Annotated in this window: 22 protein-coding genes; 15 read left to right on the plus strand and 7 right to left on the minus strand. The window is 70.5% G+C overall.

Going from position 1 to position 24,402, the window contains the following annotated elements; genetic code table 11:
* Positions 1 to 30: 30 nt before the first annotated feature.
* From BLW09_RS00925 to araA, 6 genes are all read left to right on the plus strand, one after another.
* Positions 31 to 6,102 (plus strand): DUF7507 domain-containing protein, encoded by a 6,072-nt coding sequence (locus tag BLW09_RS00925; RefSeq protein ID WP_157696870.1) that lies wholly within the window; start codon positions 31 to 33, stop codon positions 6,100 to 6,102.
* On the plus strand, positions 6,099 to 6,491 hold the full coding sequence (locus BLW09_RS00930; protein ID WP_157696871.1) for a hypothetical protein: 393 nt from the start codon (positions 6,099 to 6,101) through the stop codon (positions 6,489 to 6,491). The genes BLW09_RS00925 and BLW09_RS00930 overlap by 4 nt, the downstream gene beginning before the upstream one ends.
* Positions 6,492 to 6,542: 51 nt before the next feature.
* Entirely contained in the window at positions 6,543 to 7,556 is a 1,014-nt protein-coding gene (locus BLW09_RS00935; protein WP_231946973.1) for a LacI family DNA-binding transcriptional regulator, read from the plus strand.
* A 204-nt stretch (positions 7,557 to 7,760) separates the two neighbouring features.
* On the plus strand, positions 7,761 to 9,437 hold the full coding sequence (locus tag BLW09_RS00940; RefSeq protein WP_089907301.1) for a xylulokinase: 1,677 nt from the start codon (positions 7,761 to 7,763) through the stop codon (positions 9,435 to 9,437).
* Positions 9,434 to 10,150, plus strand: coding sequence for an L-ribulose-5-phosphate 4-epimerase (locus BLW09_RS00945; RefSeq protein ID WP_089907303.1), 717 nt, complete (start codon positions 9,434 to 9,436; stop codon positions 10,148 to 10,150). Before BLW09_RS00940 ends, BLW09_RS00945 begins: the two co-directional genes overlap by 4 nt.
* The gene (araA, locus tag BLW09_RS00950) at positions 10,150 to 11,667 is read left to right on the plus strand and encodes an L-arabinose isomerase (protein ID WP_089907305.1); all 1,518 of its coding nucleotides are present in this window, start codon (positions 10,150 to 10,152) and stop codon (positions 11,665 to 11,667) included. Before BLW09_RS00945 ends, araA begins: the two co-directional genes overlap by 1 nt.
* A 27-nt stretch (positions 11,668 to 11,694) precedes the next feature.
* Here araA and BLW09_RS00955 read toward each other — a convergent pair whose 3' ends face one another.
* Positions 11,695 to 12,258, minus strand: a complete 564-nt coding sequence (locus BLW09_RS00955; RefSeq protein ID WP_089907307.1) for a TetR/AcrR family transcriptional regulator — start codon at positions 12,256 to 12,258, stop codon at positions 11,695 to 11,697.
* An 85-nt stretch (positions 12,259 to 12,343) separates the two neighbouring features.
* Here BLW09_RS00955 and BLW09_RS00960 point away from each other — a divergent pair, with 85 nt between their 5' ends.
* Complete coding sequence (locus BLW09_RS00960; RefSeq protein ID WP_089907308.1) at positions 12,344 to 13,393, plus strand: aldo/keto reductase; 1,050 nt, start codon at positions 12,344 to 12,346, stop codon at positions 13,391 to 13,393.
* A gap of 166 nt (positions 13,394 to 13,559) precedes the next feature.
* A complete protein-coding gene (locus BLW09_RS00965; protein WP_231946974.1) occupies positions 13,560 to 14,609 on the plus strand; it encodes an LCP family protein in 1,050 nt (349 codons plus the stop codon).
* 9 nt (positions 14,610 to 14,618) lie between these two features.
* Here BLW09_RS00965 and BLW09_RS00970 read toward each other — a convergent pair whose 3' ends face one another.
* Positions 14,619 to 15,881, minus strand: coding sequence for an MFS transporter (locus BLW09_RS00970; RefSeq protein WP_089916498.1), 1,263 nt, complete (start codon positions 15,879 to 15,881; stop codon positions 14,619 to 14,621).
* 93 nt (positions 15,882 to 15,974) lie between these two features.
* Between BLW09_RS00970 and BLW09_RS00975 the strand changes: the two genes are divergently transcribed.
* Complete coding sequence (locus BLW09_RS00975; RefSeq protein WP_089907312.1) at positions 15,975 to 16,850, plus strand: LysR family transcriptional regulator; 876 nt, start codon at positions 15,975 to 15,977, stop codon at positions 16,848 to 16,850.
* A gap of 57 nt (positions 16,851 to 16,907) precedes the next feature.
* Complete coding sequence (locus BLW09_RS00980; protein ID WP_089907314.1) at positions 16,908 to 18,251, plus strand: low temperature requirement protein A; 1,344 nt, start codon at positions 16,908 to 16,910, stop codon at positions 18,249 to 18,251.
* Between the two features lie 26 nt (positions 18,252 to 18,277).
* On the opposite strand, the gene BLW09_RS00985 is transcribed toward BLW09_RS00980, so the two are convergent.
* From BLW09_RS00985 to BLW09_RS01005, 5 genes are all read right to left on the minus strand, one after another.
* A complete protein-coding gene (locus BLW09_RS00985; RefSeq protein ID WP_157696872.1) occupies positions 18,278 to 19,093 on the minus strand; it encodes an Abi family protein in 816 nt (271 codons plus the stop codon).
* 284 nt (positions 19,094 to 19,377) lie between these two features.
* Positions 19,378 to 20,406: a TerC family protein gene (locus BLW09_RS00990; protein WP_231946975.1), complete on the minus strand. Its 1,029-nt coding sequence runs from the start codon at positions 20,404 to 20,406 to the stop codon at positions 19,378 to 19,380.
* A 157-nt stretch (positions 20,407 to 20,563) separates the two neighbouring features.
* Complete coding sequence (locus BLW09_RS00995; RefSeq protein ID WP_089907318.1) at positions 20,564 to 20,920, minus strand: hypothetical protein; 357 nt, start codon at positions 20,918 to 20,920, stop codon at positions 20,564 to 20,566.
* Positions 20,917 to 21,513, minus strand: a complete 597-nt coding sequence (locus BLW09_RS01000; RefSeq protein WP_089907320.1) for an Asp23/Gls24 family envelope stress response protein — start codon at positions 21,511 to 21,513, stop codon at positions 20,917 to 20,919. The genes BLW09_RS00995 and BLW09_RS01000 overlap by 4 nt, the downstream gene beginning before the upstream one ends.
* Complete coding sequence (locus BLW09_RS01005; protein WP_089907322.1) at positions 21,510 to 22,073, minus strand: RNA polymerase sigma factor; 564 nt, start codon at positions 22,071 to 22,073, stop codon at positions 21,510 to 21,512. The genes BLW09_RS01000 and BLW09_RS01005 overlap by 4 nt, the downstream gene beginning before the upstream one ends.
* Before the next feature lie 190 nt (positions 22,074 to 22,263).
* Between BLW09_RS01005 and BLW09_RS01010 the strand changes: the two genes are divergently transcribed.
* Genes BLW09_RS01010 through BLW09_RS01030 form a run of 5 tightly spaced genes read left to right on the plus strand, consistent with a single transcriptional unit; the run spans position 22,264 to position 24,374 of the window.
* Positions 22,264 to 22,677, plus strand: coding sequence for an Asp23/Gls24 family envelope stress response protein (locus BLW09_RS01010; protein WP_089907324.1), 414 nt, complete (start codon positions 22,264 to 22,266; stop codon positions 22,675 to 22,677).
* Entirely contained in the window at positions 22,674 to 22,865 is a 192-nt protein-coding gene (locus BLW09_RS01015) for a hypothetical protein (RefSeq protein WP_089907326.1), read from the plus strand. The genes BLW09_RS01010 and BLW09_RS01015 overlap by 4 nt, the downstream gene beginning before the upstream one ends.
* Positions 22,862 to 23,179, plus strand: coding sequence for a hypothetical protein (locus BLW09_RS01020; protein ID WP_089907328.1), 318 nt, complete (start codon positions 22,862 to 22,864; stop codon positions 23,177 to 23,179). Before BLW09_RS01015 ends, BLW09_RS01020 begins: the two co-directional genes overlap by 4 nt.
* Positions 23,176 to 23,748, plus strand: a complete 573-nt coding sequence (locus tag BLW09_RS01025; protein WP_089907329.1) for a hypothetical protein — start codon at positions 23,176 to 23,178, stop codon at positions 23,746 to 23,748. The genes BLW09_RS01020 and BLW09_RS01025 overlap by 4 nt, the downstream gene beginning before the upstream one ends.
* Positions 23,745 to 24,374, plus strand: a complete 630-nt coding sequence (locus BLW09_RS01030; protein WP_089907331.1) for a hypothetical protein — start codon at positions 23,745 to 23,747, stop codon at positions 24,372 to 24,374. The genes BLW09_RS01025 and BLW09_RS01030 overlap by 4 nt, the downstream gene beginning before the upstream one ends.
* Positions 24,375 to 24,402: the final 28 nt, after the last annotated feature.

The following is a 24,402-nucleotide window of genomic DNA, read 5'->3' on the forward strand; positions in this document are numbered from 1 at the left end:
CCCGTCTCGTGGAGCAAGGAAGTCGAAAGCGTGAATGGTCTGATTGGCCTGTCCCCCCTGGAGAACGACGCGCCATGTCGTCGTCGAAGCCGATGGCGCGCCGCCTGCGCGGCCGTCCTCTCCCTCGTGCTCGCGGTCACGGCCGTCGTGGTCGGCGCCAGCCCCGCGTCTGCAGCGGGCGACGCGCGTCTGCAGGTTGTCGCCACGGCGATCGATCCTGCGACCGGAGCGGCGATCTCCACGACGGGTCCCGGCCGATACGGCGGAAAGGTCGGCTTCAAGGTCGACTTCTCGTGTCTCGTCGCCGAGTGCGCCGGCGCGACCGTCAGGCTCGACCCGACTCAGCTCGACCCGAACCTCAACCACTACCGATTGCTGAACCAGTCCGGTTTCGTCCCCCCGACGATGGGTGCGACGATCAGCGGCTCGGCTGCGGCGGGGTACACCGTGGCGCTCGGGGACCTCGCGGCGGGGCAGTCCGGTTCGTTCACGGTCGAATACACGCAGGCCGCCCGCCCCGGCGACCACCTCGCGCGGCGCGACGGGCACTACAACGGGTGGGCGGTGGCGAACTTCCCGATCGGTTTCCCCATCGTCCAGCGGGTGACGGGCGACGCCACGACGTCCGCCGGTCCGCTGAGCCACTCGTCCGAGCCGGTGCTGTGGGAGAACACCGTCCCGACCCCCGGCCTCGCGCAGTCCGGTATCGCGGGTCAGTACGCGACCGACACCGACTACACCTACAAGCTCTACATGGCGAGCGGATGCACTTCCCGCGTGTACAACGGCGCCTGGGGCTCGGTCGTCGCGTCGCTCGAGAGCCTCTGCGCCGAGAAGTACGAGGTGGTCCACCGCATTCCGGCGGGCGTCCAGTTGGTCGCGGCATCGGGCGACCCCGCCGTGTCCGGATCGATCGACGACGGGTTCGTCCTCACCTGGCAGCGCGACCGCTCGGATTGGGCTCCCACCGACAATGCGGAGCCCGGGTGGCAGTCGCTGTCCTCCAGGAACGAGGACAACGCCGCCTCGCCGCGCACGGTGACCGTGCGCTTCCCCAGCACGAGCTTCGCCCCGGCGGGGAAGGACTGCGACTTCACGGCGGCGACCGGTGCCTGGCGGACCGACCTCACCGTCGGCTACATCGGCATGCCCGGTGAGGAGGGCGTCGTGAAGAATTCGACGATGGGCGGCGGCCCGACGACCGTGCGCTGCACTTCGGAGCCCGCGAGCCCGTTCGGCAAGGCGGTGGCGGACGCGAAGACGTCCACATTCGACGGAACGGCTCGACTGTCCGACGGAGATTCGCCGATCGTCGTACCGCGTCCCGGCGAAGCGGACAACGAGAAGCAGTGGCAGGTCACCGTCGGCAACCAGGCGAACATCCCGGGAGTGGCGGTCGTCACCGATGACAAGCTCGACCTCCCGGACGCTCCGGTGCACCGCATCGAGACGACGCCGGCCGGAGCGAGCGTTGCCTGGACGGCGACGAACGGCACCGAGACCGTCTCCGGCACATCAGCCTCCCCGGTGGATGCGCCCGCCGGCTTCCGTTTCGCTTCGGCGGTGGTCACCTCGCCGTCACTGGCCGGGCCGAACACGACGTCGGCCCAGGCGAAGCGCACGAACTTCAGCGTCGTCTACAAGTACCGCGTATCGTCGACGGCGCCCCCGGGGGAGCGCCGCACCAACGAGGCCTCCGCGGTCATGACCTATCCGAGCGACTCCACGGTCGACGACATCGCGCTGAAGGTGCCGTCGCACACGATTCGGTTCGCGAAGCCGTTCGGTAAGGCCGAGGCCGCGAAGGCCTCATCGGTGGGGACGCTGACCGACGGCGAGTACCGGTACACCATCCCCACGGTGGGAACCGCCGTGGCGAACTGGTCGGTCGACGCGCACAACCGCGGAAACGTGCCGGGCAGGGCCGTCATCCAGGAGGATGTGCTCCGCGGCCCTGGCGGCCTGCCCGTGACGACCGTCGCGGGCGGGTACCACAACGGGAGCGCGTGGGTGGGATCCGCCTTCGCTCTCGAGTACACCCTCGACGATGGAACCAAGGGAACGGCGGACGTCGCCGCAGGACAGACCTTCGCGGCGCCGGCTGGCCGGGCTCTCGCCTCGGCGCGGATCACCTCACCCGAGCTGGCGGCTCGCAATTCCGATCCGGAGAAGAACGATCAAACGATTTTCCGCGCGAACTTCGGCTATGTCATACCCGCCACAGCCCAACCGGACGCCGTCTGGAAGAACACGGCCACGGTCACCATGACGTATCCGGACCACCCGTCGCTCGATGACATCTCGAAGGAGGTGTCGGCGACCGTCCGTCTCGTGGGCGCCATCTCCACGTTCAACGCCTCCGTCGTCCGTCAGGCGCTTCCCGGCGGCGCCACGTCCGCCGGGCCGGCCACAACGGTGACGTACAGGGTGTCGGGAAGCACGTCCGGGGTCCCGGCCGGCCGCACGATCACGTCGCAGTACGTTTTCGTCGCGCCGGAAGGCTGGGTGATCGTGCCCGGTTCGGCCTCGTTCGCGCCAGGCACGGTACCGGTCGGCGTCCAGTTCTCCTACCGGACGGTGACACTGGACGGCGTCGCGCGCCAGGCGGTCGTAGCCGAGTGGCCGGCCGGAACGGCCACCGCGAAGAACGCCGGCCTCCCCGCCATGACGGTCGCGGCCCGGCCGGGCGTACTGGTCCCGACCGGGACGCTCAGCAGACCGGACGCGTTCATCGGCAACTCGGGAGACCCGGTCAGCACCGACGTGTTCGCCACGCCGCTGGTCGATGCGCCGGACGTCGATCGCGACGGCGACACGACCGAGCGGTTCGCGAGGGCGAACAATGCCGGTGCCGGCACGACGGTCGCCCTCCAGCCCGGATTGCAGGTCCTGAAGGAGATCTGCCTGCCCGACCGGGGTGCAGCTGACGGCTGCGAGTGGATTGCCGATCCCCGGCACCCGGTGGGTGTCGCTCCGAACTCCACGAGCATCAAGTACCGCTTGTCGATCACGAACATCGGCAACGCGACGCTCGGGGATGTCGTCGGCTATGACGTTCTGCCCTACCCGGGAGACACCGGGACGAGCGACCAGACCGCCGCGATCCAGCGCGGGAGCACGTTCCGCCTTTCGGTGAAGTCGGTCACGTCTCCGACGAACGGCTCCGAGGTCGAGTTCTCGACATCGACGCAGCCCTGCCGCTCCGAGGTGGATGCTGCCGTGCCAGGGTGCGCGGACGACTGGAGTGCCACATCCGACGGCGCACAGTCGATCCGACTCTCCAGGCAAGGAGACTTGGCCCCGGGGCAGCGGATCTCGGTCGAGTACACGGGCGCTGTGCACGATGCGCCCGCCAACGGGGCGATCGCCTGCAACTCCTTCGCCGTCAAGGCGGGCAGCCTGGCCACGGTCTCCGAGCCTGCCGCTGTCTGCGCGACGATTCAGGAGACGGACCTGCGCATCGCCGCGGAACCGACCGATCTGCAGGTGGGTCGTCCAGGGGTGCTGCCGTTCACGGTCAGCAACCTGGGTGGCGCTCCCTCCGCCATGGGCAAGGTCGTGGTCACCATCCCGAAGGGCGTCACCGTAACCGATCTCGCCCCGGCAGGGTGGACCTGCACTGCCGTCGACGGTGCGGGCGATCCCGCCTTCGGCACGGCGGTCGGCCCGGCCACGCTGACCTGTCAGCCGGGAGCGGCGTTCACCATGGACGCTCCGGTCGCGCTCGATATCCCGGTGATCCCCACGTCGCCCTCGTTCACGGTGAGCGCCGAGGTCGCTGGCCAGATCCACGACGGCGACCTCACGAACAATGTCGCTGAGGTCGCACTCAAGCCGGTCGGCGCCGTGAGCGGACTTCCCGTCTCCAAGAACGACGGCGTGGCGCAGGCGGCCCCCGGCCAGGAGCTGACCTACACGATCACCGTGCGCAATCCCCTCGCGTACGAGGCGCTACCCGGTGTCGAGCTGACAGATGAACTCCCGGCCGACACCGAGTTCATCTCCGCCTCAGACGGGGGCTCGAACAGCGGTGGAACGGTGTCATGGAGCCTGCCCGAGATCCCGGCCGGCGGGCAGATCGTCCGCAGCGTCACCCTGCGGGTGCTTCCCACCATCGGCACGAAGGAGATGGTGAACACGGCCCGCGGAACCGCGCCCGACCCTGTGCCGGGAAGCAACGTGACGATCACGGGCACGGGCGAGGACCGCGACCGAGTGATGACACGACCGGAGCTGTCAGTCGTCAAAGACTCGGTGCAGAAGGAGTTCGGCGCCGCCGGCCAGGTCATCACCTACCAGTTCACCGTGCGCAACTCCGGCGACGTCACTATTCGCGACATCGAACTGGATGACCCGCTCCCCGGCCTCACTCCGGTGAAGCCGACGTGGCCGACCACGTCCGGCGTGCTGGCGCCGGGCGAATCGGCGACGGCCAGCGCCACGTACCTGACGACGCAGGACGACATCGATGCGGGCACTCTGGTGAACACGGCAACGGCGACGGGCGAGGCGCCCGACGGATCGGCGGTCGAGAAGTCGGTGACGCACACGCTTCCCGGCGTCGCGTCCGCTCACCTCCTCTTCGACAAGTCCTCCTCGGGCACCCCGACCAAGGCGGGAGACGTCATCTCCTACACGTTCACCGTCGAGAACGACGGCGGAGTCACGCTTCACGACGTCACGGTGACCGATGTGATGCCAGGGCTGTCGGAGCCGAAGTTCAGCTGGCCGGGGAAACCGAACACCCTCGCGCCCGGGACGAAGGCGACCGCGACGGCGAGCTACACGGTCCGCCAGTCCGATGTCGACGCGGGCCGGGTGGTGAACAGCGCGACCGCCTCCGGCACGCCGCTGGTCGGTGCGTCGGTCACGGCCGAGGACGAGGTGACCGATCTGATCGACCGGAAGCCCGGGATCTCGCTCGAGAAGCGGGTCGCTCATGAGGAGGGCACGCGCGGCGCGGTCGGTGACCGGCTGCTCTACTCCTTCACGATCGCCAACACGGGAAACGTGACGTTGAGCGACGTAGACATCGTGGACGAGCTGCCCGGGCTGTCTGACATCGACGACACCTGGCCGGCCGAGAAGAATGTGCTCCTGCCGGGTCAGTTCGCGACCGCGACCGCCGAGTACACGATCACTCAGGCCGATGTCGATGCGCTGACCGGCGTGGTGAATCACGCCACCGTGAACGGCACCGCGCCGGATGGGACCACGGTAAGCGATGAAGCGTCCGCGCCCGCTACGACGCCCACCACCGCCGCCATCCAGATCGTCGAGAAGGCGACGCTGAAGTCCACGGGCGCCCCGCGCGCCGGCGACGTCGTCGAGTACCGGTACGGCGTGACCAACGTCGGCGACGTCACTCTTCACAACGTCCTGATCGATCCAGCCGTGTCGAAGGCGGCGGTCGCGGACGCGTCGCCGCGCACGCTCGCGCCGATGGAGGAGTTCGGGGTGTCGGAGGAATACCACCTGACGCAGGCGGACATCGACGCCGGGTCGGTCCAGCACGAGTCGACCGTGAACGGAATCGCCCCGGACGGGCGGGTGGTCACCGACGACGACAGTTCGACGGTCCTGCTCCTCCAGGCTCCGTCGGTCGCCCTCGTCAAGACCGGGGCGCGATCCGGGTCGGTGCTCGGTGCGGCGGTCGGTGACACGGTGGCGTACACGTTCGAGGTGACGAATACCGGAAACGTCACCCTGAACGACATCGCGATCGCCGATGCGATGCCGGGTCTCTCCGAGGTCGAGTATCCGGACCCCGAGGACGACGGCACGCTGGCTCCCGACGCGGTGCTGAGGGCGACGGCCACCTACACCCTGACCGCGGCCGATATCAGTGCCGGTTCCGTCACCAACACGGCAACGGTCACCAGCGATCGCGGCGCGACGGCGGAGGACACCTTCGTGCTCCCCACCGCGGCGATCCCGATCCCGCCGGCACTGGCCGACGCGATCGACGCGACGGCCCGTGCGCTCGCCAGTACGGGAGCGCAGCTCGCCTATGGAGCGACACTCGCTGCCCTTTCGTTGGCGGCGGGCCTCGTCCTCCTCGTGGTTCGCCGGCGGCGAGGAGAGGACGCGCGGCGCCCGTGAGAAGGGCGCGCACGCGAGCAGACGCCTCGCGGCGGGTGGTCAGAGCGGGAACCGCTCTGGCCCTCGCCGCGGGCGGTCTCGCCCTCGCCGGCTGTGCCTCCGCCGGAGACGTCCGCGATCTGGAGTACCTCGCCTGGGTCGACGCCGGCGCGGTGGGATCCGTCGAGTACTCGTACGTCGACGAATTGGGCCGCAGCAGACAGGCCGGGGCGGGGGTCACCGCGTCCAGCTGGGTCCACTCGGTCCGCGGCGGCCCCCGGGTCGGGCTCACGGTGACACCGGGCGACGCGGCGACCGCGCACTGCGCCATCGTCGACCGGAGCAACCGCTCGATGCTGGTCGTCCGCAACGGGCGCGTGGGGGAGTCCATCACCTGTGCCTTCGGCTGATCCCACGGCATTCATCCAGCCTCCGCGTTCGTCGTCCCCTAGTGTGGCGGTGTGCCGGAGGTTCGGGTGAATGAGGGGGCGCGCGCCCCGGGCGTGCGCGAGGTCGCCGCCGCCGCCGGTGTCTCGCGCCAGACCGTGTCCCGCGTGCTCAACGATCACCCGAGCATCCGGCCCGAGACCCGCGCCCGCGTGCTCGCCGCGATGGCCGATCTCGACTTCCGTCCGAACCGTGCCGCCCGCATGCTGACCACTGCGCGGTCGCGGACCATCGGGGTGCTGGCCGCCTCGGCGTCCTCGCTCTTCGGCCCCGCCTCGAGCATCGACGCCGTCGAGAACGCCGGCCGCGCCGCCGGGTACACCGTCACCGTGGCCCACGCCGCGTCGCTCGACCCGGCCGACCTGCAGGCGGCCATCGGGCACCTGCGCGAGCAGGCCGTCGAGGGCATCGTGGTGATCGCGCCGCAACAGCGGGTTCAGGATGCGATGGGCCAGTTCTCGCTCTCCCTGCCGTCCGTGACGCTGCACGGCGCGGGCGGCGCTTCCGACGAGGGTGTCTTCGTGGATCAGGAACTCGGCGCGCGCCTCGCCACGCGTCACCTGCTGGCGGCCGGGCACCGCCGCGTCGCGCACCTGAGCGGACCGGGCGACTGGACGGAGGCGCGCGCCCGGCGCGACGGCTTCCTCGCCGAGATGGCCGTCGCGGGGGCCGATGCCGTGGTGTCCCGCGAGGGGGACTGGACCGCGGCCTCCGGCGCGGCGATCGGTGCGGAGCTCGTGGCCGACCGCTCCATCCAGGCCGTCTTCGCCTCGAACGACCAGTTGGCCCTCGGCGTGCTGCACGCTGCGCGGGTCGCGGGACGTTCGGTCCCCGGCGATCTGGCCGTCGTCGGCTTCGACGACATCCCCGAGGCCGCGTTCTTCGCCCCGCCGCTGACCACCGTCCGGCAGGAGTTCGCCGAACTCGGCCGCCGCTGCGTCGCCCGCTTGGTCGCGCTGCTGGAGGGCGGCGACCTCGCGTTCGAGGAGCCCGTGGCTCCTGTCCTGGTCGTCCGCGACTCCGCCTGACCCGCCGCTCCACGCGCCTCGCGCGCCTCCCGCCGCGACACATTTGCGCCAAATCTGCGTCTCGCGTCGTGCTCACCGTGTCGCAGATTCGTGCCGAATGTGCGCCCGGCCCGGTGCGCGTCGCGGGCACGGAGTGGCGTAGCGGCGGTGCGTGTCGTATGCTCGGACCGTCAATGTGACCGGTCACAAAGGAGTGGATGCACCATGGTGCCAGCCGACGACGCCGACGCGGCTCCCGTAAACAGCGCCCGCGCCCGGGACGCCATCGCCGCGGGCCGCACCGCGCTCGGCATCGAGTTCGGCTCGACGCGCATCAAGGCCTGCCTCGTGGACGCCGACGATCCGGCGGTCGTCCTCGCCGTCGGATCCCACGAATGGGAGAACTCCTACGTCGACCGCCTCTGGACGTACCCGCTCGACGAGGTCTGGACCGGCCTGCAGGAGGCCTACGCCGCCCTCGCCGCCGACGCGGAGGCGCGCCACGGCGTCGCTCCGACCACCGTCGGCGCCCTCGGAGTCTCGGCGATGATGCACGGCTACCTCGCCTTCGATGAGGCGGGCGAGCTGCTCGTACCGTTCCGCACCTGGCGCAACACGAACACCGGCCCGGCCGCGCGCGAGCTGACCGATCTGCTCGGCGTGAACATCCCGCTCCGCTGGTCCATCGCCCACCTGCACCAGGCCGTCCTCGACGCCGAGCCGCACCTCCCTCGTCTCCGTTCGGTCACCACGCTCGCCGGTTACGTGCACCGGAGGCTCACCGGCCGTCACGTGCTGGGCGTGGGGGATGCGTCCGGCATGTTCCCGATCGACCCGGCGACCGGCGACTATGACGCAGACCTCGTCGGCCGCTACGACCGGCTGGCCGGCGGCCGCATCCCGCCGCTCCGCGAGCTGCTGCCCGAGGTGCTCTCCGCCGGAGAGCCCGCGGGCGACCTGACCGTAGAGGGCGCCGCCCTCCTCGACCTGTCCGGAACGCTGCGGCCCGGAGCGCCGCTCTGCCCGCCGGAGGGCGACGCGGGGACCGGGATGGTCGCGACCGCATCCGTCGCCCCGCGCACCGGCAATGTAAGCGCAGGCACCAGCATCTTCGCCATGGTCGTGCTCGAGCGCCCCCTGGCCGAGGTGCACGACGAGCTGGATGTGGTGACCACTCCCGCCGGTGACCCGGTCGCGATGGTGCACTGCAACAACGGCGCGAGCGAGCTCGCCGAATGGGCCGGGCTCTTCGGCCGCTTCGCCGCCGCGTCCGGCCGGCCCGCCGATCCGGACGCCGTGTTCGACACCCTGCTGCGGGAGGCGCTGACCGGAGACGACGACGCCGGCGGCCTGCTCGCCTACAACCACCTCGCGGGCGAGCCCATCGCCGGACTCACCGAGGGTCGTCCGCTGCTCGTCCGCACGCCGGGCAGCCGCTTCAGCCTGGGCAACCTCATGCGCGCCGAGGTCTACGGCGTGTTCGCGACCCTGGCGCTCGGGATGCGCGTCCTCGCTGCAGAGGGCGTCGCGCTCGACCGGATGCTCGCGCACGGAGGCGTGTTCCGCACCGCCGGCGTGGCCCAGCGCTTCCTGGCCGGCGCCCTGGACGCTCCCGTCTCCGTCGCGCACACCGCATCCGAGGGAGGCGCGTGGGGGATCGCCGTCCTCGCCGCCTACCTCCGGGCACGCGCCGAGGACGGCCACGACCTCGACACCTACCTGCGCGAGCGGGTGTTCCGCGACGTCGTCTTCGAGACCGCCGAGCCGCGGCCCGAGGACGTCACAGGGTTCGCCGCCTACCTCGACCGCTACGACGCCGGTCTCGCCGTGGAGCGGGCGGCCGTCTCCGCCCTGCCCGACACCACCGCTTCGGCGGGACCAACGGAAGGATCCGAACAGTGACCGACGCCCAGGCCCCGGCCCCCGAGTCCCCGGCCGTCCGCGCCGTCCGTGAGCGCGTCGCCGCGCTGCACGCCGAACTCGTCCGGTATCAGCTCGTCGTCTGGACGGGCGGGAACATCTCCGGCCGGGTGCCGGGGGAGGACCTGTTCGTCATCAAGCCGAGCGGCGTCGACTACGACGACCTCGCGCCGGAGAACATGATCCTCTGCACCCTCGACGGCGAGGTCGTCCCCGGCTCACTCGGCTCCGAGCGGTCGCCGTCGTCCGACACCGCCGCCCACGCCTTCGTGTACCGCGCGATGCCCGAGGTCGGCGGCGTCGTGCACACGCACTCCACGTACGCGACGGCCTGGGCGGCGCGCGCCGAGCCCATCCCGTGCGCGATCACCGCCATGGCCGACGAGTTCGGCGGCGATATCCCGGTCGGGCCGTTCGCCATCATCGGCGACGACTCCATCGGCCGCGGGATCGTGCAGACGCTCAGCGGCCACCGGAGCCGCGCGGTCCTCATGCAGAACCACGGCGTCTTCACCATCGGCTCCGACGCGCGTGACGCCGTCAAGGCCGCCGTCATGGCGGAGGACGTCGCCCGCACCATGCACATCGCCCGCCAGGGCGGCGACATCGTCCCCATCCCGCAGGAGGCCATCGACAGCCTCTTCGACCGCTACCAGAACGTGTACGGACAGAACCCGGAAGGATCCATCCACTGATGCCGAAGCTCACCACCTCTCTCGACGGCTACGAGGTCTGGTTCCTCACCGGCAGCCAGCACCTGTACGGCCCGGAGACCCTCGCCCAGGTCGCCGACCAGTCCCGCGCCATCGCCGACGAGCTGGGCGCGTCGCCCGACGTCCCGGTGCGGATCGTCTGGAAGCCGGTCCTCACCGACGCCGACGCCATCCGCCGCATCATGCTCGAGGCGAACGCCGACGACCGCGTCATCGGCGTGATCTCGTGGATGCACACGTTCAGCCCTGCGAAGATGTGGATCGCCGGTCTCGACGCGCTGCAGAAGCCGCTGCTGCACCTCCACACGCAGGCCAACGTCGAGCTGCCGTGGGCCGACATCGACTTCGACTTCATGAACCTCAACCAGGCCGCGCACGGCGACCGCGAGTTCGGCTACATCCTCACGCGTCTCGGCGTCCCGCGCACCACGGTCGCGGGGCACGTCTCGAATCCGGTCGTCTCGGCGCGGGTGGGCACGTGGATGCGCGCGGCGGCCGGCCGCGCCGCGACCAGGGCGCTGAAGCTCGCCCGCTTCGGCGACAACATGCGCTTCGTCGCCGTCACGGAGGGCGACAAGACCGAGGCGGAGCACGTCTTCGGGGTGCAGGTGAACACGTGGGGCGTCAACGACCTCGCCGACGCGGTCGCCGCGGCACCGTCGGACGCCGTCGACGCCCTGGTAGCCGAGTACGAGGAGCTCTACGACGTCGCGCCCGAGCTGCGCCGCGGCGGCGACCGCCACCAATCGCTCCGCGACGGTGCCGCCATCGAGCTGGGCCTGCGCTCCTTCCTGGAGGAGGGCGGGTTCGGCGCGTTCACCACCAGCTTCGAGGACCTGGGCGCACTGAAGCAGCTGCCCGGCCTCGCCGTCCAGCGGCTCATGGCCGAGGGCTACGGATTCGGCGCGGAGGGCGACTGGAAGACGGCCGTCCTGGTCCGTGCGGCGAACGTGATGGGCGCCGGCCTGCCGGGCGGCGCCTCCCTCATGGAGGACTACACGTACGACCTGACGCCCGGCGACGAGCGCATCCTCGGCGCGCACATGCTCGAAGTCAGCCCGTCGCTCAGCTCGGCCACCCCGACGCTGGAGGTGCACCCGCTGGGCATCGGCGGCAAGGACGACCCGGTCCGGCTGGTCTTCACCGCCGACCCCGGCCCCGCGGTCGTCGTGGCGCTGTCGGATGTTCGCGACCGGTTCCGTCTGGTCGCGAACGTCGTCGAGGTCGTCGAGCCGTCCGCTCCCCTGCCCAAGCTGCCGGTCGGCCGCGCGGTGTGGAAGCCGCAGCCCGACTTCACGACGTCGGCGACCGCCTGGCTGGAGGCCGGGGCGGCGCACCACACGGTGATGAGCACCGCGGTCGGCGTCGAGGTCTTCGAGGACTTCGCGCGCATGCTCCGCACCGAGCTGATCGTCATCGACGACACGACGACGCTCCGTTCGGTCCGTCGCGACCTCGACGCGAACGCCGCCTACTACCGCCTCGCCCGAGGCATCTGACCCGCCCAGGACGGTCGGGGCCGGTCGTCAGCCCCGGCCGCCGCCGGGCGCGGGAAGCGACGCGACCACCATCTCCAGCAGCCGGTCGGCCTGTACGAGGCCGCCCGGTCCGGACGGGACGCGCCAGAGCGCGCTGAGAAGCAGCAGGATGTCGCCGGGGTCCGCTCCCGGGCCGATGTCGCCGTGCGCGACCGCCGCATCCAGCAGCCGTCCGATGGCGCGCGTCACGGGCGCGTAGGTGGCGTCGATCATCGCCTGCGCCGACGGGGTCGCCAGTGCCTCCCCGAGTCCGTGCTTGAGGCGCACCAGCTCGGCGAGCTGCCGTGACCAGCTGCGGAACGCGTCGAGCGGGCTCTCCTCCGCGAGCAGTCCGTCGACGGCGGCCTCCAGCGCGTCGATCTCGGTCGCGTAGACGGCGAGCAGCAGCGCCTCCCGGGTGGGGAAGTGCCGGTAGAGGGTGCCGGCGCCGACGCCCGCGAGCTTGCCGATCTGGTTGAGCGAGATGTCGGGGTTCTCCCGGAACGCCGTCGCCGCGACGTTGAGGATGCGCGCCCGATTGCGCTGGGCGTCGGCTCTGGGGGCGTCCGGCATGCGTCTCCTTGCTAAACGGAGAATTCTCCGTTACCGTGATGGACGAAGCGGAGAGTTCTCCGCCACGTCTATTCAAGGAGATCTCATGCAGTATCGCAAGCTCGGGACGACCGGCCTCGACGTGTCGCCCATCGCCATCGGCGCCATGAGCTACGGCGAGCCCGACCGCGGGCATCCCGTCTGGTCGAAGGGCGAGGAGGAGGCCCGTCCCCTCATCAAGCACGCGCTGGAGGCGGGGATCAACTTCTTCGACACCGCCAACATGTACTCGAACGGCTCCAGCGAGGAGATCCTCGGGCGGGCACTGCGCGACTTCGCCGACCGCGACGAGGTCGTCATCGCCACCAAGGTGCGTCATCCGATGCGGCACGGGCCGAACGGCCGCGGGCTGTCGCGCAAGGCGATCCTGGCCGAGGTGGACCACTCCCTGCAGCGACTCGGGACCGACTACATCGACCTCTACCAGATCCACCGCAACGACCACTCGACCCCGTGGGAGGAGACCCTCGAGGCGCTGAACGACGTCGTGAAGGCGGGCAAGGTGCGCTACCTCGGGGCGTCCTCGATGTTCGCGTGGGAGTTCGCGAAGGCCCTCAATCTGCAGAAGCAGCACGGCTGGGCGCGCTTCGTCTCGATGCAGGACCACTACAACCTGCTCGCCCGGGAAGAGGAGCGCGAGATGATCCCGCTCTGCCTCGATGAGGGCGTCGGCACCATCATCTGGAGCCCGCTCGCCCGCGGCCGCCTCGCCCGCGCGTGGGGCGACGCACGGGCGACGGCGCGCTCGGAGACGGACGGCGCCTACGCCGACCTGCTGTACTCGCCGGCCGAGGAGGAGTCCAACCGCGCCATCGTGAACGCGGTCGGGGAGGTCGCCGCCGCGCACGGAGTGAGCCGGGCGGCGATCGCCCTGGCCTGGCTCCGCCGCCAGCCGGTGGTGACGGCCCCGCTCGTCGGCGCGGGTTCCATCGAGCAGATCGACGACGCCATCGCCTCGCTCGAGGTGGAGCTCACGGACGACGAGGTCACCGCCCTGATCGCCCCCTACACGCCGCGGTACGACTTCCAGGGCGTCTCGGATGAAGCGACCATGGAGGCCATCCGCCGACGCGTGCCCGGAATGGCGCTGTCCTGATCCCCCACGAACTGGGGGTAACCGGGGTACAAATTACGTCCTCATTAACGAGGACTTTTCCAGGCGGCGGACGTAGCCTCGATTACAGATGAGAAATCCTCATCTCGCTCGAAGCTCGGGCGGAGTCGGATGAGACGCTCCTGGGGGAGTGCCGGAGACGGCCATCATGATCGCGCAGACCGCACACTCGCACCACCGCAGGAACCGCCGCCCGTCCACGGCTCCGCACCGCCGCTCCCGGGTCTCCGTCGTGCTGACCACGCTCCTCGCCATCGCCACCGTCGTGGCGGGCAGCGTGGTCGGCGGAGGCCTCTTCTACGCCGGAAGCGTCGCGTCGACCTTCAACTCGGCCGTGACTCACATCCCGCGCGCCTTCCCGGAGGCCGCCTCTCGGCCGACCCCCGTCTCCACCGGCGCCATGAACATCCTGCTCATCGGGTCGGACTCGCGGGGCGACCCGACCACGGTCGGGCAGGCCACCACGTCCAACCAGCGCTCCGACACGATGATGCTCGTGCACATCGACGCCGACCGCAAAGACGTCTACGTCATGTCGATCATGCGCGACCTGTGGGTCCCGATCCCGGGGAAGGGCACGGCGAAGATCAACGCGGCACTCGCCTGGGGAGGGACGCCGCTGGCGATCCAGACCGTCGAGCAGCTCCTCGGAACGCACATCGACCACGTCGCGATCATCGACTTCCAGGGGCTCGAAGGGATGACCGACGCCCTCGGCGGGGTGGATGTGGACAGCCCGGTCGGCTTCACCTCGTCGAAGAAGCCGCACTACACGTTCGTGAAGGGGCTCAACCACCTCGACGGAGCGCAGGCCCTGGCCTTCGCGCGGGAGCGCTACGCCTTCCCGACCGCCGACTACCAGCGGGTGGCGAACCAGCAGGCCCTGCTGCAGGCCATCGTCCACAAGCTCCTCAGCAGCGGCACGCTGACGGATCCGGCCGCCGTCACGTCCTTCGCCGGCGCGGTGGGCCGGTACCTGAAGGTCGACGCCCAGTTCGACCTCCCGACGATGATCGGCCTGGCGGCGAGCATGCGCCTCTCCGGCGCCTCCAGCATCCACGCCTTCACGATGCCGACGGCCGGAACCGGGACCTCGCCCGACGGTCAGTCGATCGTCAGGGTGGACGAGGGCTCGCTTCCGGCTCTGCGCTCGGCGCTCTCCGACGATGCGCTCGGGACCTTCACGTCGGTGCGCTGACGGCCCGGGTCAGGCGCGGCGCAGCATCCGCAGCCCGGCGGGCACCGACAGCGCGGCGACGGCGGCGACGAACACCACCAGCACCGGGACGAGCGGCCACACGATGAGCGCGACGCCGACGAGCAGCACGGGGACGGCCAGGCCGATGTACGCGATCAGGAAGATCGCGGCCAGCACCTCGCCGCGGCGCTCCGGCGCGGCCAGGGAGGCGGCGGCGGCGATCGCGGAGCGGAACTGCAGTCCGACGCCCGCGCCCGCCAGCACGCCGCTGACCAGGAACACCGCGAACGAAGCGATCAGCACACCGGTCGCGAGGCCCGCGAGCCCCACGAGCATCAGCACGAGAGCCAGGATCAGCTGGGCGCGGGCGGAGAGGCGTCCGAAGACGATCTGCGAGACCGCCGATGCCGCGAAGACCGCGAAGGGCACGAACCCGGCCAGCAGGTGCGATGTCTGGTGGAGGGTGACGACGAGCACGCTCGGCGCGAGCGACGTGAACAGCCCGAACACCGCGAAGCCGGCGAAGGCGGCGACGGCCGCGGCGGAGAAGGCGCCGCGCGCCTCGGCGGGCAGCGAGATGCGCTGCGGGCGGTAGGCCGGGCGCTCCTCGGCGCGCTCCACTGTCTCGGGGACGAGGGCGACGGCGACGGCCGCGACCGCGAGCAGGATGAGGAACACGGCGTACGGGAGGAGCAGGGGCTCGGGGAGGAGCTGCGCGAACGCGCCGCCGATCAGCGGGCCGAGGGCGAGTCCGCCCGTGTTCACGACCGTGGAGACGGTTCCGGCGGTCGCCGGGCCCTCGTCGGGGCGCGCGACCGCGCGGAGCTCGCTGAGGTGCGCTGTGGCGCTCGCGGTGAGGGCGCCGACGCCGATCCCGGAGAGGGTGCGCGCGACGATGAGGCCGGTGACGTCGTTCCAGACCAGGAACAGGGCGGCGGAGACGATCTCGACGAGCACGGCGATGAGCACCATCCTGCGCCGCCCGGCGATGTCGCTCAGGTGGCCGATCAGGAAGAGGCTGGCGATGACGCCGACCGCGTACGCGGCGAAGATGACGGTGACCACCCAGGTCGGGAAGCCGTCGCGCGCCTGGTAGAACGCGTACAGCGGGGTCGGGACGGTCGAGAAGGCCATGACGGCGAGGAACGCCGCGGCGATGACCCAGAAGCCGGCGCCGTGGCGCAGGCGGAAGGAACGCCGGGCGCGACCCGGAGCGGTCCCCAGGCGAGGGGAGGATCCGGTGGGGGCGGAGGAGTCGAGCGTGCTGGTCATGGTTCGATAGTGCTCCTCCTCGCCCATCGAGTCCAACGGAAATAGCCGATGCTGACGATCGACTCGGACGATCGTCAGCGGTAGGCTGCGAGCGTGGACACGCGCCAGCTCGAGTACCTCGTCGCTGTGGCGGACGAGCTCAACTTCACCCGCGCCGCCGCGCGCGTCTTCGCGGCGCAGTCGACCGTCTCCGCGGGCATCCGCAGCCTGGAGACCGAGCTCGGAGCGACCCTGTTCGAGCGGGATGCGCACGGCGTCCGCCTGACCGAGGCCGGCCGGTCGGTGCTCCCCGAGGCGCGCGGTGCGATCGAGGCCGTGGAGAGGATGCGCGAGCTCACCGACGAGCACGGTCCGCTGCGCGGCACGGTCCGGGTCGGCATCTTCACGAACCTGACGACCGTCGACCTGCCCGGGATCATGGGCGAGTTCCACCGGCGGCATCCATACGTGGACCTGCGCCTCGGCCCCTCCCCGAGCGGGTCGACCGGACTGGTGGAGGACGTGCGCCAGGGGCGGCTCGACATCGCGTTCCACGGACTCCCCGACGCCGTCCCCGACCTCGTCACGCGACCCCTCGTCGACTCGCCCTTCCTCGTCGTGCTGCCCGAGGGTCATCGTCTCGCCGGCCGCTCCTCGGTCGCCCTCGCCGACCTCGCGGATGAGGCCTGGGTGGACTCGCGCGCGGGCTTCGGCAACCGGGTCACCCTCGACCGCGCGTTCCAAGCGCTCGGCCTGAGCCGCCGCGTGCCCACCGAGCTGGCCGACCTCGGCGAGATCCCCCGCTTCGTGGCGGCCGGACTAGGGGTGGCGGCGTTGCCCGAGCTGACCATCATCCCCGCCGCCGGCACCGTGCTGCGCCCGCTCAGCAGGCCGGTGGACTGGCGGCTCAGCGCCATCGCCCGGAAGCGGCCCGGCCGTGCGGCGGAGGCCCTGCTCGACCTGCTCACCGAACGGATCGGGTCTTCCTGACGGCGAAGGCTACCCTCCGTCGCACCGCATGGGCCAGACTCAGACGAGGGAGGCCTCGTGGGCGGCGAATTGGACTTCACGGACCAGTTGCGGCTGGAACTGCGGCATCGCATCCGACCGATGCCCGGCAGGAACCCGAAGGAGCGCGGGCGCACCACGACCCCGCTCGAGCTGCTGTACGACCTGACCTACGTCGTCGCCTTCGCCGCCGCGTCGGATCAGCTGGCCGAGCAGCTCGCCCACGGCGACGTCTGGCCGGCGCTCGGCGCCTACGTGTTCGCGGTGTGGGCGGTCAGCTGGGCCTGGCTCAACTTCACCTGGTTCTCGTCGGCCTACGGCAACGACGATGTGCTCATCCGCCTGGCGACCATCGTCCAGATGATCGGGGTGATCGTGCTCACGTACGGGCTCCCGGTCAGCTTCGAGGCCGCCGCGCACGGCGAGAGCCCGAACAACCTGCTCATGGTGATCGGATACATCATCATGCGCGTGCCGTTGATCGCACTGTGGCTGCGGGCGGCGCGCTCCGATCCTGGCCATCGGCCGAACGCGCTCTCGTACGTGGTCATCATCTCGGTGGCGCAGGTCGGCTGGCTGCTGACGGCGATCGTCCCGATGCCCGCCGAGGTGACGGTGGTCGCCATCGTGGTGCTCGCGCTCGCCGAGATGGTGGCTCCCCTGGTGGCGACCCGGATCTTCGGCTTCTCGCCGTGGAATCCGGGCCACCTCGCCGAGCGCTTCGCGCTGCTGACGCTGATCACGATCGGCGAGGTCATCGCCGCGACGACCGCCGCCGTCGGCGCGCTGACCCAGGAGGCGGGCTGGTCGGTCGAGGCCGTGCTGATCGCCTCCTCCGGCCTGGTGATGGCCGCCGCCGTGTGGTGGAGCTACTTCCTCGTGCCGTCGCGGCTGGTGCTGGAGCGGCGGCCGGAGCGGGCGTTCGGGTGGCGGTACGCCCATCTCGCGCTGTTCGGGACGATCGCCGCGATCGGCGCCGGCCTGCACCTGGCCACCATCGCCGTCGTGAACGGGGGCGTCTCGCTGCTCGGGGTCGCCATCGCCCTGACCGTGCCGCTGGCCGCCACGATCGTGCTGATCTTCCTGATCTGGAGCGTTCTGCTGCGCTCGTTCGACCTCACGCACCTGCCGCTGCTGCTGATCACGCTCGCGCCGCTGGCCGCCGCCGTCGTGGTCGGCGCCGTGACGCATCCCGGTCAGCCCATCGACCTGGACCAGCCGGGGCAGCTCACCACCCTGAGCGTCGTGATCGGGCTGGTCGCGCTCGGAGCCGTCATCGAGGTGGTCGGACACGAGCTCGTCGGGTTCAGCCACACGCTGCGGGCGTGGCGGAGCGACACATCCGCCGCCCCGCTCACCGCTGCGGACGCGCGTCCGGACTGAGCTCCGGCTCGTCCCGGGCCAAGGGCTCACAGAGTGGGGTGGTAGTAGCCAATCTCAAGGCCGGGAACTGAATGTACCAAATCAAGAATGTGTTTCGAGTAGTCGGTACTACCTTCGATCTGGTCCACAAGGCTCGCCAGGAGAGTGATTCCGGCGGCTGGTGTCTTGGGATGGAGGTATGCCCTCTTGATATTCAGTGCGATATCAGGGAGCGTGACGTTTCCGTCGAATCTTCTGTTCCATAGACGCCCGTGGTGCGCGGCAATGTTGCGTAGAAACGTGACATTTTGGACCGCTTGAAGCAACTTCGGTACGTCGCCGATGTTCACAGATTTCGCGATGGGCTCGAGTAGGGTCTTATCCCTGAGAGCCCGCAGTAGGCGCGAGAACGTCCCTATGGAGATGACCTCCACAGCTGCCCAGAAGGGCACCGGTTCACCTCGATCGATGTGATGCTTAATGAATATCTCGTCGCGTCCTTGGACGGCCTTGAGGTCTCCGAGGACCGTCCCTCGATTCTTGAGCTGTTTCTGCCATCGACTGAACCCAGGATCCTCCAGGCTGGGAGGCGCCTCCACCGGGAGATAGAAGTTCTCGTCCAGGTACGAATCCCCGGCCCCGACGACCCTCGCCAGGTGGTATGCCACTCTGCTTCGCAACGTTGGTTCAACCACTGAGACGCCATCAAGAATGGCGTTTCGAAGCGCGCGGTCAAGGTCGTAGACCTCCATCAAATCAGCAGCGCTGGTTCCCTCGCGATACCGCTCGGAAGAGCTGATCGGATCGTAGAAGCATCGAGCATAGCCGCTCACGCGGTAGTAGTTGCTGGAGTACAGGAACATGGCAAATCTGTCTGCACTAACGTTTCCTAAGTACAACCCGCGGTCCAGGTGTCGCTGGACTTGCGCGGTCAGGTCGATCCATTGCTTCACGTCTGACCAATCGAGCATTAAACGAAGAACCCACCCAGCCCGAGGGCTGAATGGGTCCGAATGTTGAGATAAGGATAACACATTCCCCGCATATCGAGCGGTTAATCGTGTACTCCAGGTTGCTGCGCGCAGCGGGGGACCCCACGGTGCGCCAGTCCATTGAGACAACACGGACTCGCAGTCGACCTCACCGCTCACCGCTGCGGACGCGCGTCCGGACTGAGCTCCGGCTCGTCCTGGCCCTCGCTGCCCTCGGCGGCCCGATCGCCGCGCGTCTTGAGGAGGCTGGCGGCCGCGGCGACGGCGATCGTCGTTCCGATGAACAGCAGCGACAGCCAGGTCGGGATCTCGGGGATCCACTCGACCGGGCGGCCCCCGTTGATGAACGGGAGCTCGTTGACGTGCAGCGCGTGGAAGACGAGCTTGACCCCGATGAAGCCGAGGATGACCGCGAGACCCTGCGACAGGTAGACCAGCCGTTCGAGGAGCCCGCCGATCAGGAAGTACAGCTGGCGGAGTCCCATCAGGGCGAACGCGTTGGCGGTGAAGACGATGTAGGCCTCGCTGGTGAGCCCGTAGATCGCCGGGATGGAGTCGACGGCGAAGACCACGTCGATGAGGCTGATCGCGATGATGGTCAGCAGCATCGGGGTGACGAAGCGGCGTCCGTCCTTCTTCACCGTCAGCCGGTCGCGGTTGTACTCGTCGGTGACGGGCAGGTGCCGTCTGATGAACCGCATCACCCGGTTGTCGGACGGGTCGGACTCGTGCGAGGCGAACGCCTGCCGCCACGCCAGGAAGAGCAGGAGGGCGCCGAACAGGTAGAACACCCACGAGTAGTTCTCGATGAGCCCGGCGCCGACGGCGATGAACGCGCCGCGCAGCACCAGGGCGATGAGGATGCCGATCATCAGCACCTTCTGCTGGTACGCCTTCGGCACGGCGAACGCCGAGATCAGCAGCAGGAAGACGAAGAGGTTGTCGACCGAGAGGACCTTCTCGGTCAGGTAGCCGGCGAAGTACTCGCCGCCGTACGTCCAGCCGGAGACCATGCCGATTCCGACGCCGAACAGCAGCGCGAGTCCGATGTAGAAGGCGGACCAGCGCGCCGATTCGCCGATGGTCGGCTCATGCGGCTTCCGCACGTGCGCGAAGAACTCGTAGACGAAGAACGCGATCGTGACGGCGATCGTGATGATCCAGATGAGCGGGGTGACCTGCACCGGGACTCCAAGGGGTAGGCGGAACGTCTCGCCAAGGTCTCCTCCGCCCCGACCGGATCGACGATCTCGGTTCGGGACCAGCGGCCCGGGATGCGATGGCGCATCCGTAATGACGGGCTCACTGCGGGCGGGAGTACTCCCCTTGTTGTCCTCGATCCTAGCGGCGAGCGGGCTGGGGAAGTGCTGGCAAATCGGTGTCAACCGTCTCGATCGACGCCGCCGTGACCTCGATCACGGCGTCCGGGATGCCCGCGACGGCCGCCCACGCGCGCGCCGCCGTGTACACGTCGCGGCAGACCGCGGCCGCTGGCCGCTCCGTGCCGACCCCGATCCGGATCGCGATGCGGTCGGGGGCGACGGCGATGTCGTCCGCAGGGGCGCCCCCGACCGCTGCGGCCACCGCTCCGGTGACCCGGCCGACCAGGCCGGCGGCGGGGTAGAGGCGGGCCACCCCGGGCACTCCGCCGATCAGGGCGGCGAGCTCGGCCGCGGGTGAGGCGTCCGTCGCGCTCATGCGGGTCCTCCGTCCTGGGCGCGTCCGGCGCGCACATCCGTCACCGTCACATCCACCGACGCGACGTTCAGTTCGGCGTGGGCCGCGAGCTCCGCCGCGACCGCGGCACGCACTTCGGCGGCGACGGCCTCGAGCGGGTCGCCGTACCGGACGGAGATCTCGACGTGCACCGCGACCGGCGATCCGAGCGTCTCGAGGTCGCCGTCGAGCCGGCAGCGGCCCACGATCACGCCATCGATGCCGTCGCCGACGTCGCGCACCAGCGCCCGCACGGCGCCTTCCGTCAGCGCCAGGTCGGCGGTCTCGTCGGGGTGCGAGAGGGGAACGCGCCGGCCGGATTGCACATCCAGCCGGATGCCGTCGAGGATGCGGCTCACCCATCCGTCGTCGGTCGGGGAGCGCTCGGCCTCGACCTCCATCAGCTCCATCGTCGTGCGGCTGAGTCGTTCGAGGGAGGCCAGCGCGGCGCGGCACTCCGGGGAGCCGTCGATCGAGGGGTCCGCGGGCGTCCGGCCGCGGGCCAGGTAGTCGCTCAGCTCGTCGAGCGTGTGCCCGTCGATGAGCTCGTCGCCGGGGAGGTACGGGTCGGTCATCGCCAGTCCTCCATCGCCTCGAGCAGTCGTCTTCTTCCGCGAGCGAGCTGGCCGCGGACGGTCGATACCGGGATGTCGAGCTCCTGCGCGATCTCGTCGTAACTGTACTGTCCCACTTCGCGGAGCACCCAGCATCTCCTCTGCAGCTCGGGCAGCGCGTCCAGGGCGCGGCCGAGGGCTTCGTTCGCGGTGCGGACCTCCGTCACGTGCTCCGGACCGGCGGCCGCGGGCGCCGGAGCGTCCAGCTCGGTCACGTCGTCGTACTCGTGCCGAGCGCGGATGCGGTCGATGCAGCGGCGGCTCAGGATGCGCATGAGCCACGACTTGACGGCCGCCCCCTCGTGCAGCTCCCCGAGCCGGCGCCATGCCGTGACGAAGGTCTCCTGCACCACGTCGTCCGATTCGTAGGTCGACCCGAGCATGCGCGCTGCGTACGCCCGCATCAGAGGTCCGTGGCGGCGGACGAGCACCTCGAAGGCGACCGTGTCGCCGTCCGCAGCGCGGCCCGCGAGCGTGTCGTCACCGGCGTCGAGGAGGTCGTGCAGGCTTGTCCGCGTCACCCTGCCCCCTTCCGCGACTCGGTCCACCCCTTGAGTGTAGGCCGGGTTCTGCTAGAACGGGTAGTAACTAGCCAGGCGAGACGATTGAGCGATTTCTCAGGTTCTCGGCGTGACGAACGGCGCCGCCGCTCCGTCACAGGAGTGCGACCCACACGAATGGGCCGCACGAAACGGATCGGAAGGACAGGACATGGCAACCACCACATCCACCACCGCGGTTCCGGCGGAGCCCGCCACCGGCAAGACCGTGATCAGCGACGCCGTCGTGGCGAAGGTCGCCGGCATCGCGGCGCGCGAGGTCCCCGGCGTCCACGCGCTCGGAGGCGGAGCGGCCCGTGCCCTCGGCGCTCTGCGCGAGGCGATCAACGCGACCGACCACGGCCAGGGCATCAGCGTCGAGGTCGGCGAGAAGCAGGTCGCCGCGGACGTGACCATCGTCGCCGAGTACCCGGTGTCGCTGCAGAAGGTCGCCGCCGATGTGCGCTCCGCGATCGTCCAGGCGATCGAGCGGATCGTCGGGCTGGAGGTCACCGAGGTCAACGTGACCATCAACGACGTGCACCTGCCGAGCGACGACGACGATCAGGAAGCCCGGGTCCAGTGACCGCCGCCCGCTTCGGCGCCCTCATCGGAGGCGGCCTGGCCGTCGTCTGGGCGGCGTTCGGCTTCTGGGTCTTCGTCGGCGTGGCCGCTGCCGCGCTGGTCGGGTACCTGGTGGCGCGCGTCCTCGGCGGCGAGGTCGACCTGGCCCGCCTGGCCGACGCCCTGCGCGGCCGGCGCTCGTCGTCATGACCGCCGGGCGCGACCGGTTCGAGCGGATCGCCCTCGAGCACCTCGCCCGTGCGGTCGCCGCCGACGCTCTCGGGGTCGGCGCGACCGACATCTCGGCCCGCGTGCGCGACGAATCCGGCGCGCTGGCCGTCCGGCTCACGACGCCGGTCGCGGTGCGGTCGCTCCGGTCGGGGGCCGGTGAGCCCCTGGCTGCCCGGCTGACCGACGCCGGCACCCGCATCCGGGAGCGCCTCGCAGAGCTCACCGGTCTCGAGGTGGCCCGCGTCGACCTCCGGGCGACCGGGGCCGTCATCACGGAGAGGAGAGTGCGATGAACCGGCTGGAGGCGCGCATCGTGCGCCGCGAGACCCACTCCCCGCGCACGGTCGCCGCCGCGGTCGTCGCCGTCGTCCTCGTCGTCGCCGTCGCGTGGCTGGCGACCGAGGGCGTGCTCCATCTGCTCGGGCTGCGCCCGCTGCTGCTGGCCCCGCGTGCACAGCTCGCCGCTGTCGCCGCGGCGCCGTCCGCGGGGGCGCCCCTGCTCGTCGCCGTCGCGATCGTCGCCGGTGTGGCCGGGGTGATCCTCCTCGCGCTGGCGCTGCTCCCCGGGCGGCGTGCCCGCCGGGTGGTCCTCGGCGACCGCGCGGCCGTCGTCGCCGACGACGAGATGCTCGCCTCCGCCCTCGCCCGGCGCGCCTCCCGTGCCGCGGCGGTGTCGCCCGACTCGGTGACCGTGAGCCTCGGACGCCGCACCGGGGTGGTGCGCATCGTGCCCGTCAGCGGGATGCGCGTGGACCGCGACGAGGTGCGGACCGCCGTCTCGGAGGAGTTCGCCCTCGCCCGCACGACAGGTCCCATGCGGTTCAGCATCCTCGTCTCCCCCACAGGAAAGGTCGGATCGTGAACGACACCAACCGCGTCATCAACCGGCTGCTGCTCGCCGTCACCGGGCTCATCGCCCTCGTCGTCGCGGCGCTCGCCGTGGCCCTCCTCCTCGTCCCCGACGCGGGACGGATCTGGCGCGGCGTCGGCCGCTCCGCGACGACGACGGCCGACGCCGCCTTCGGGCAGCCGCTGTGGCCCGGGACGACGATCAGTCTTGCCGCGCTCGTCGCCCTCGTCGTGGCCGTCCTGTTCGTGGTGCTGCTGATCGCCCTGATCCTCCGGGCAGGTCACGGCTCGACCTCCACGGTCCTCACGCTGCAGACGCCGGACGGCTCCGTCGAGCTCGACACGGCGGTCCCCGCGACCCTGCTCTCCGAGCAGCTGAAGCCCGTGCCGGGCGTCGCCGGGGTGGCGGTGAGCGCCTACCGGGTGCGGCGCACGCCGGCGCTGAAGGTGACGGTCCGCTGCCGCCGCGGCGCATCCCCGCGCGAGGTGACGGACGCGGTGGATGAAGCGGTGACGCTCCTCGACGCCGCCCTCGGCACAACGCTTCCCGTCTTCGCCCAGCTGGTCGGCGGCTTCCGCTCCCGGCTCCAGGCGGCGACGCGGGTCGACACGTCCACGAGCGCCGCCCGGCCCTCGTGAGGCACCCGAAACACCCCATCCCAACCAC

The sequence above is a fragment of the Leifsonia sp. 21MFCrub1.1 genome, from assembly GCF_900107895.1.
Classification (GTDB): Bacteria; Actinomycetota; Actinomycetes; order Actinomycetales; family Microbacteriaceae; genus Leifsonia; species Leifsonia soli.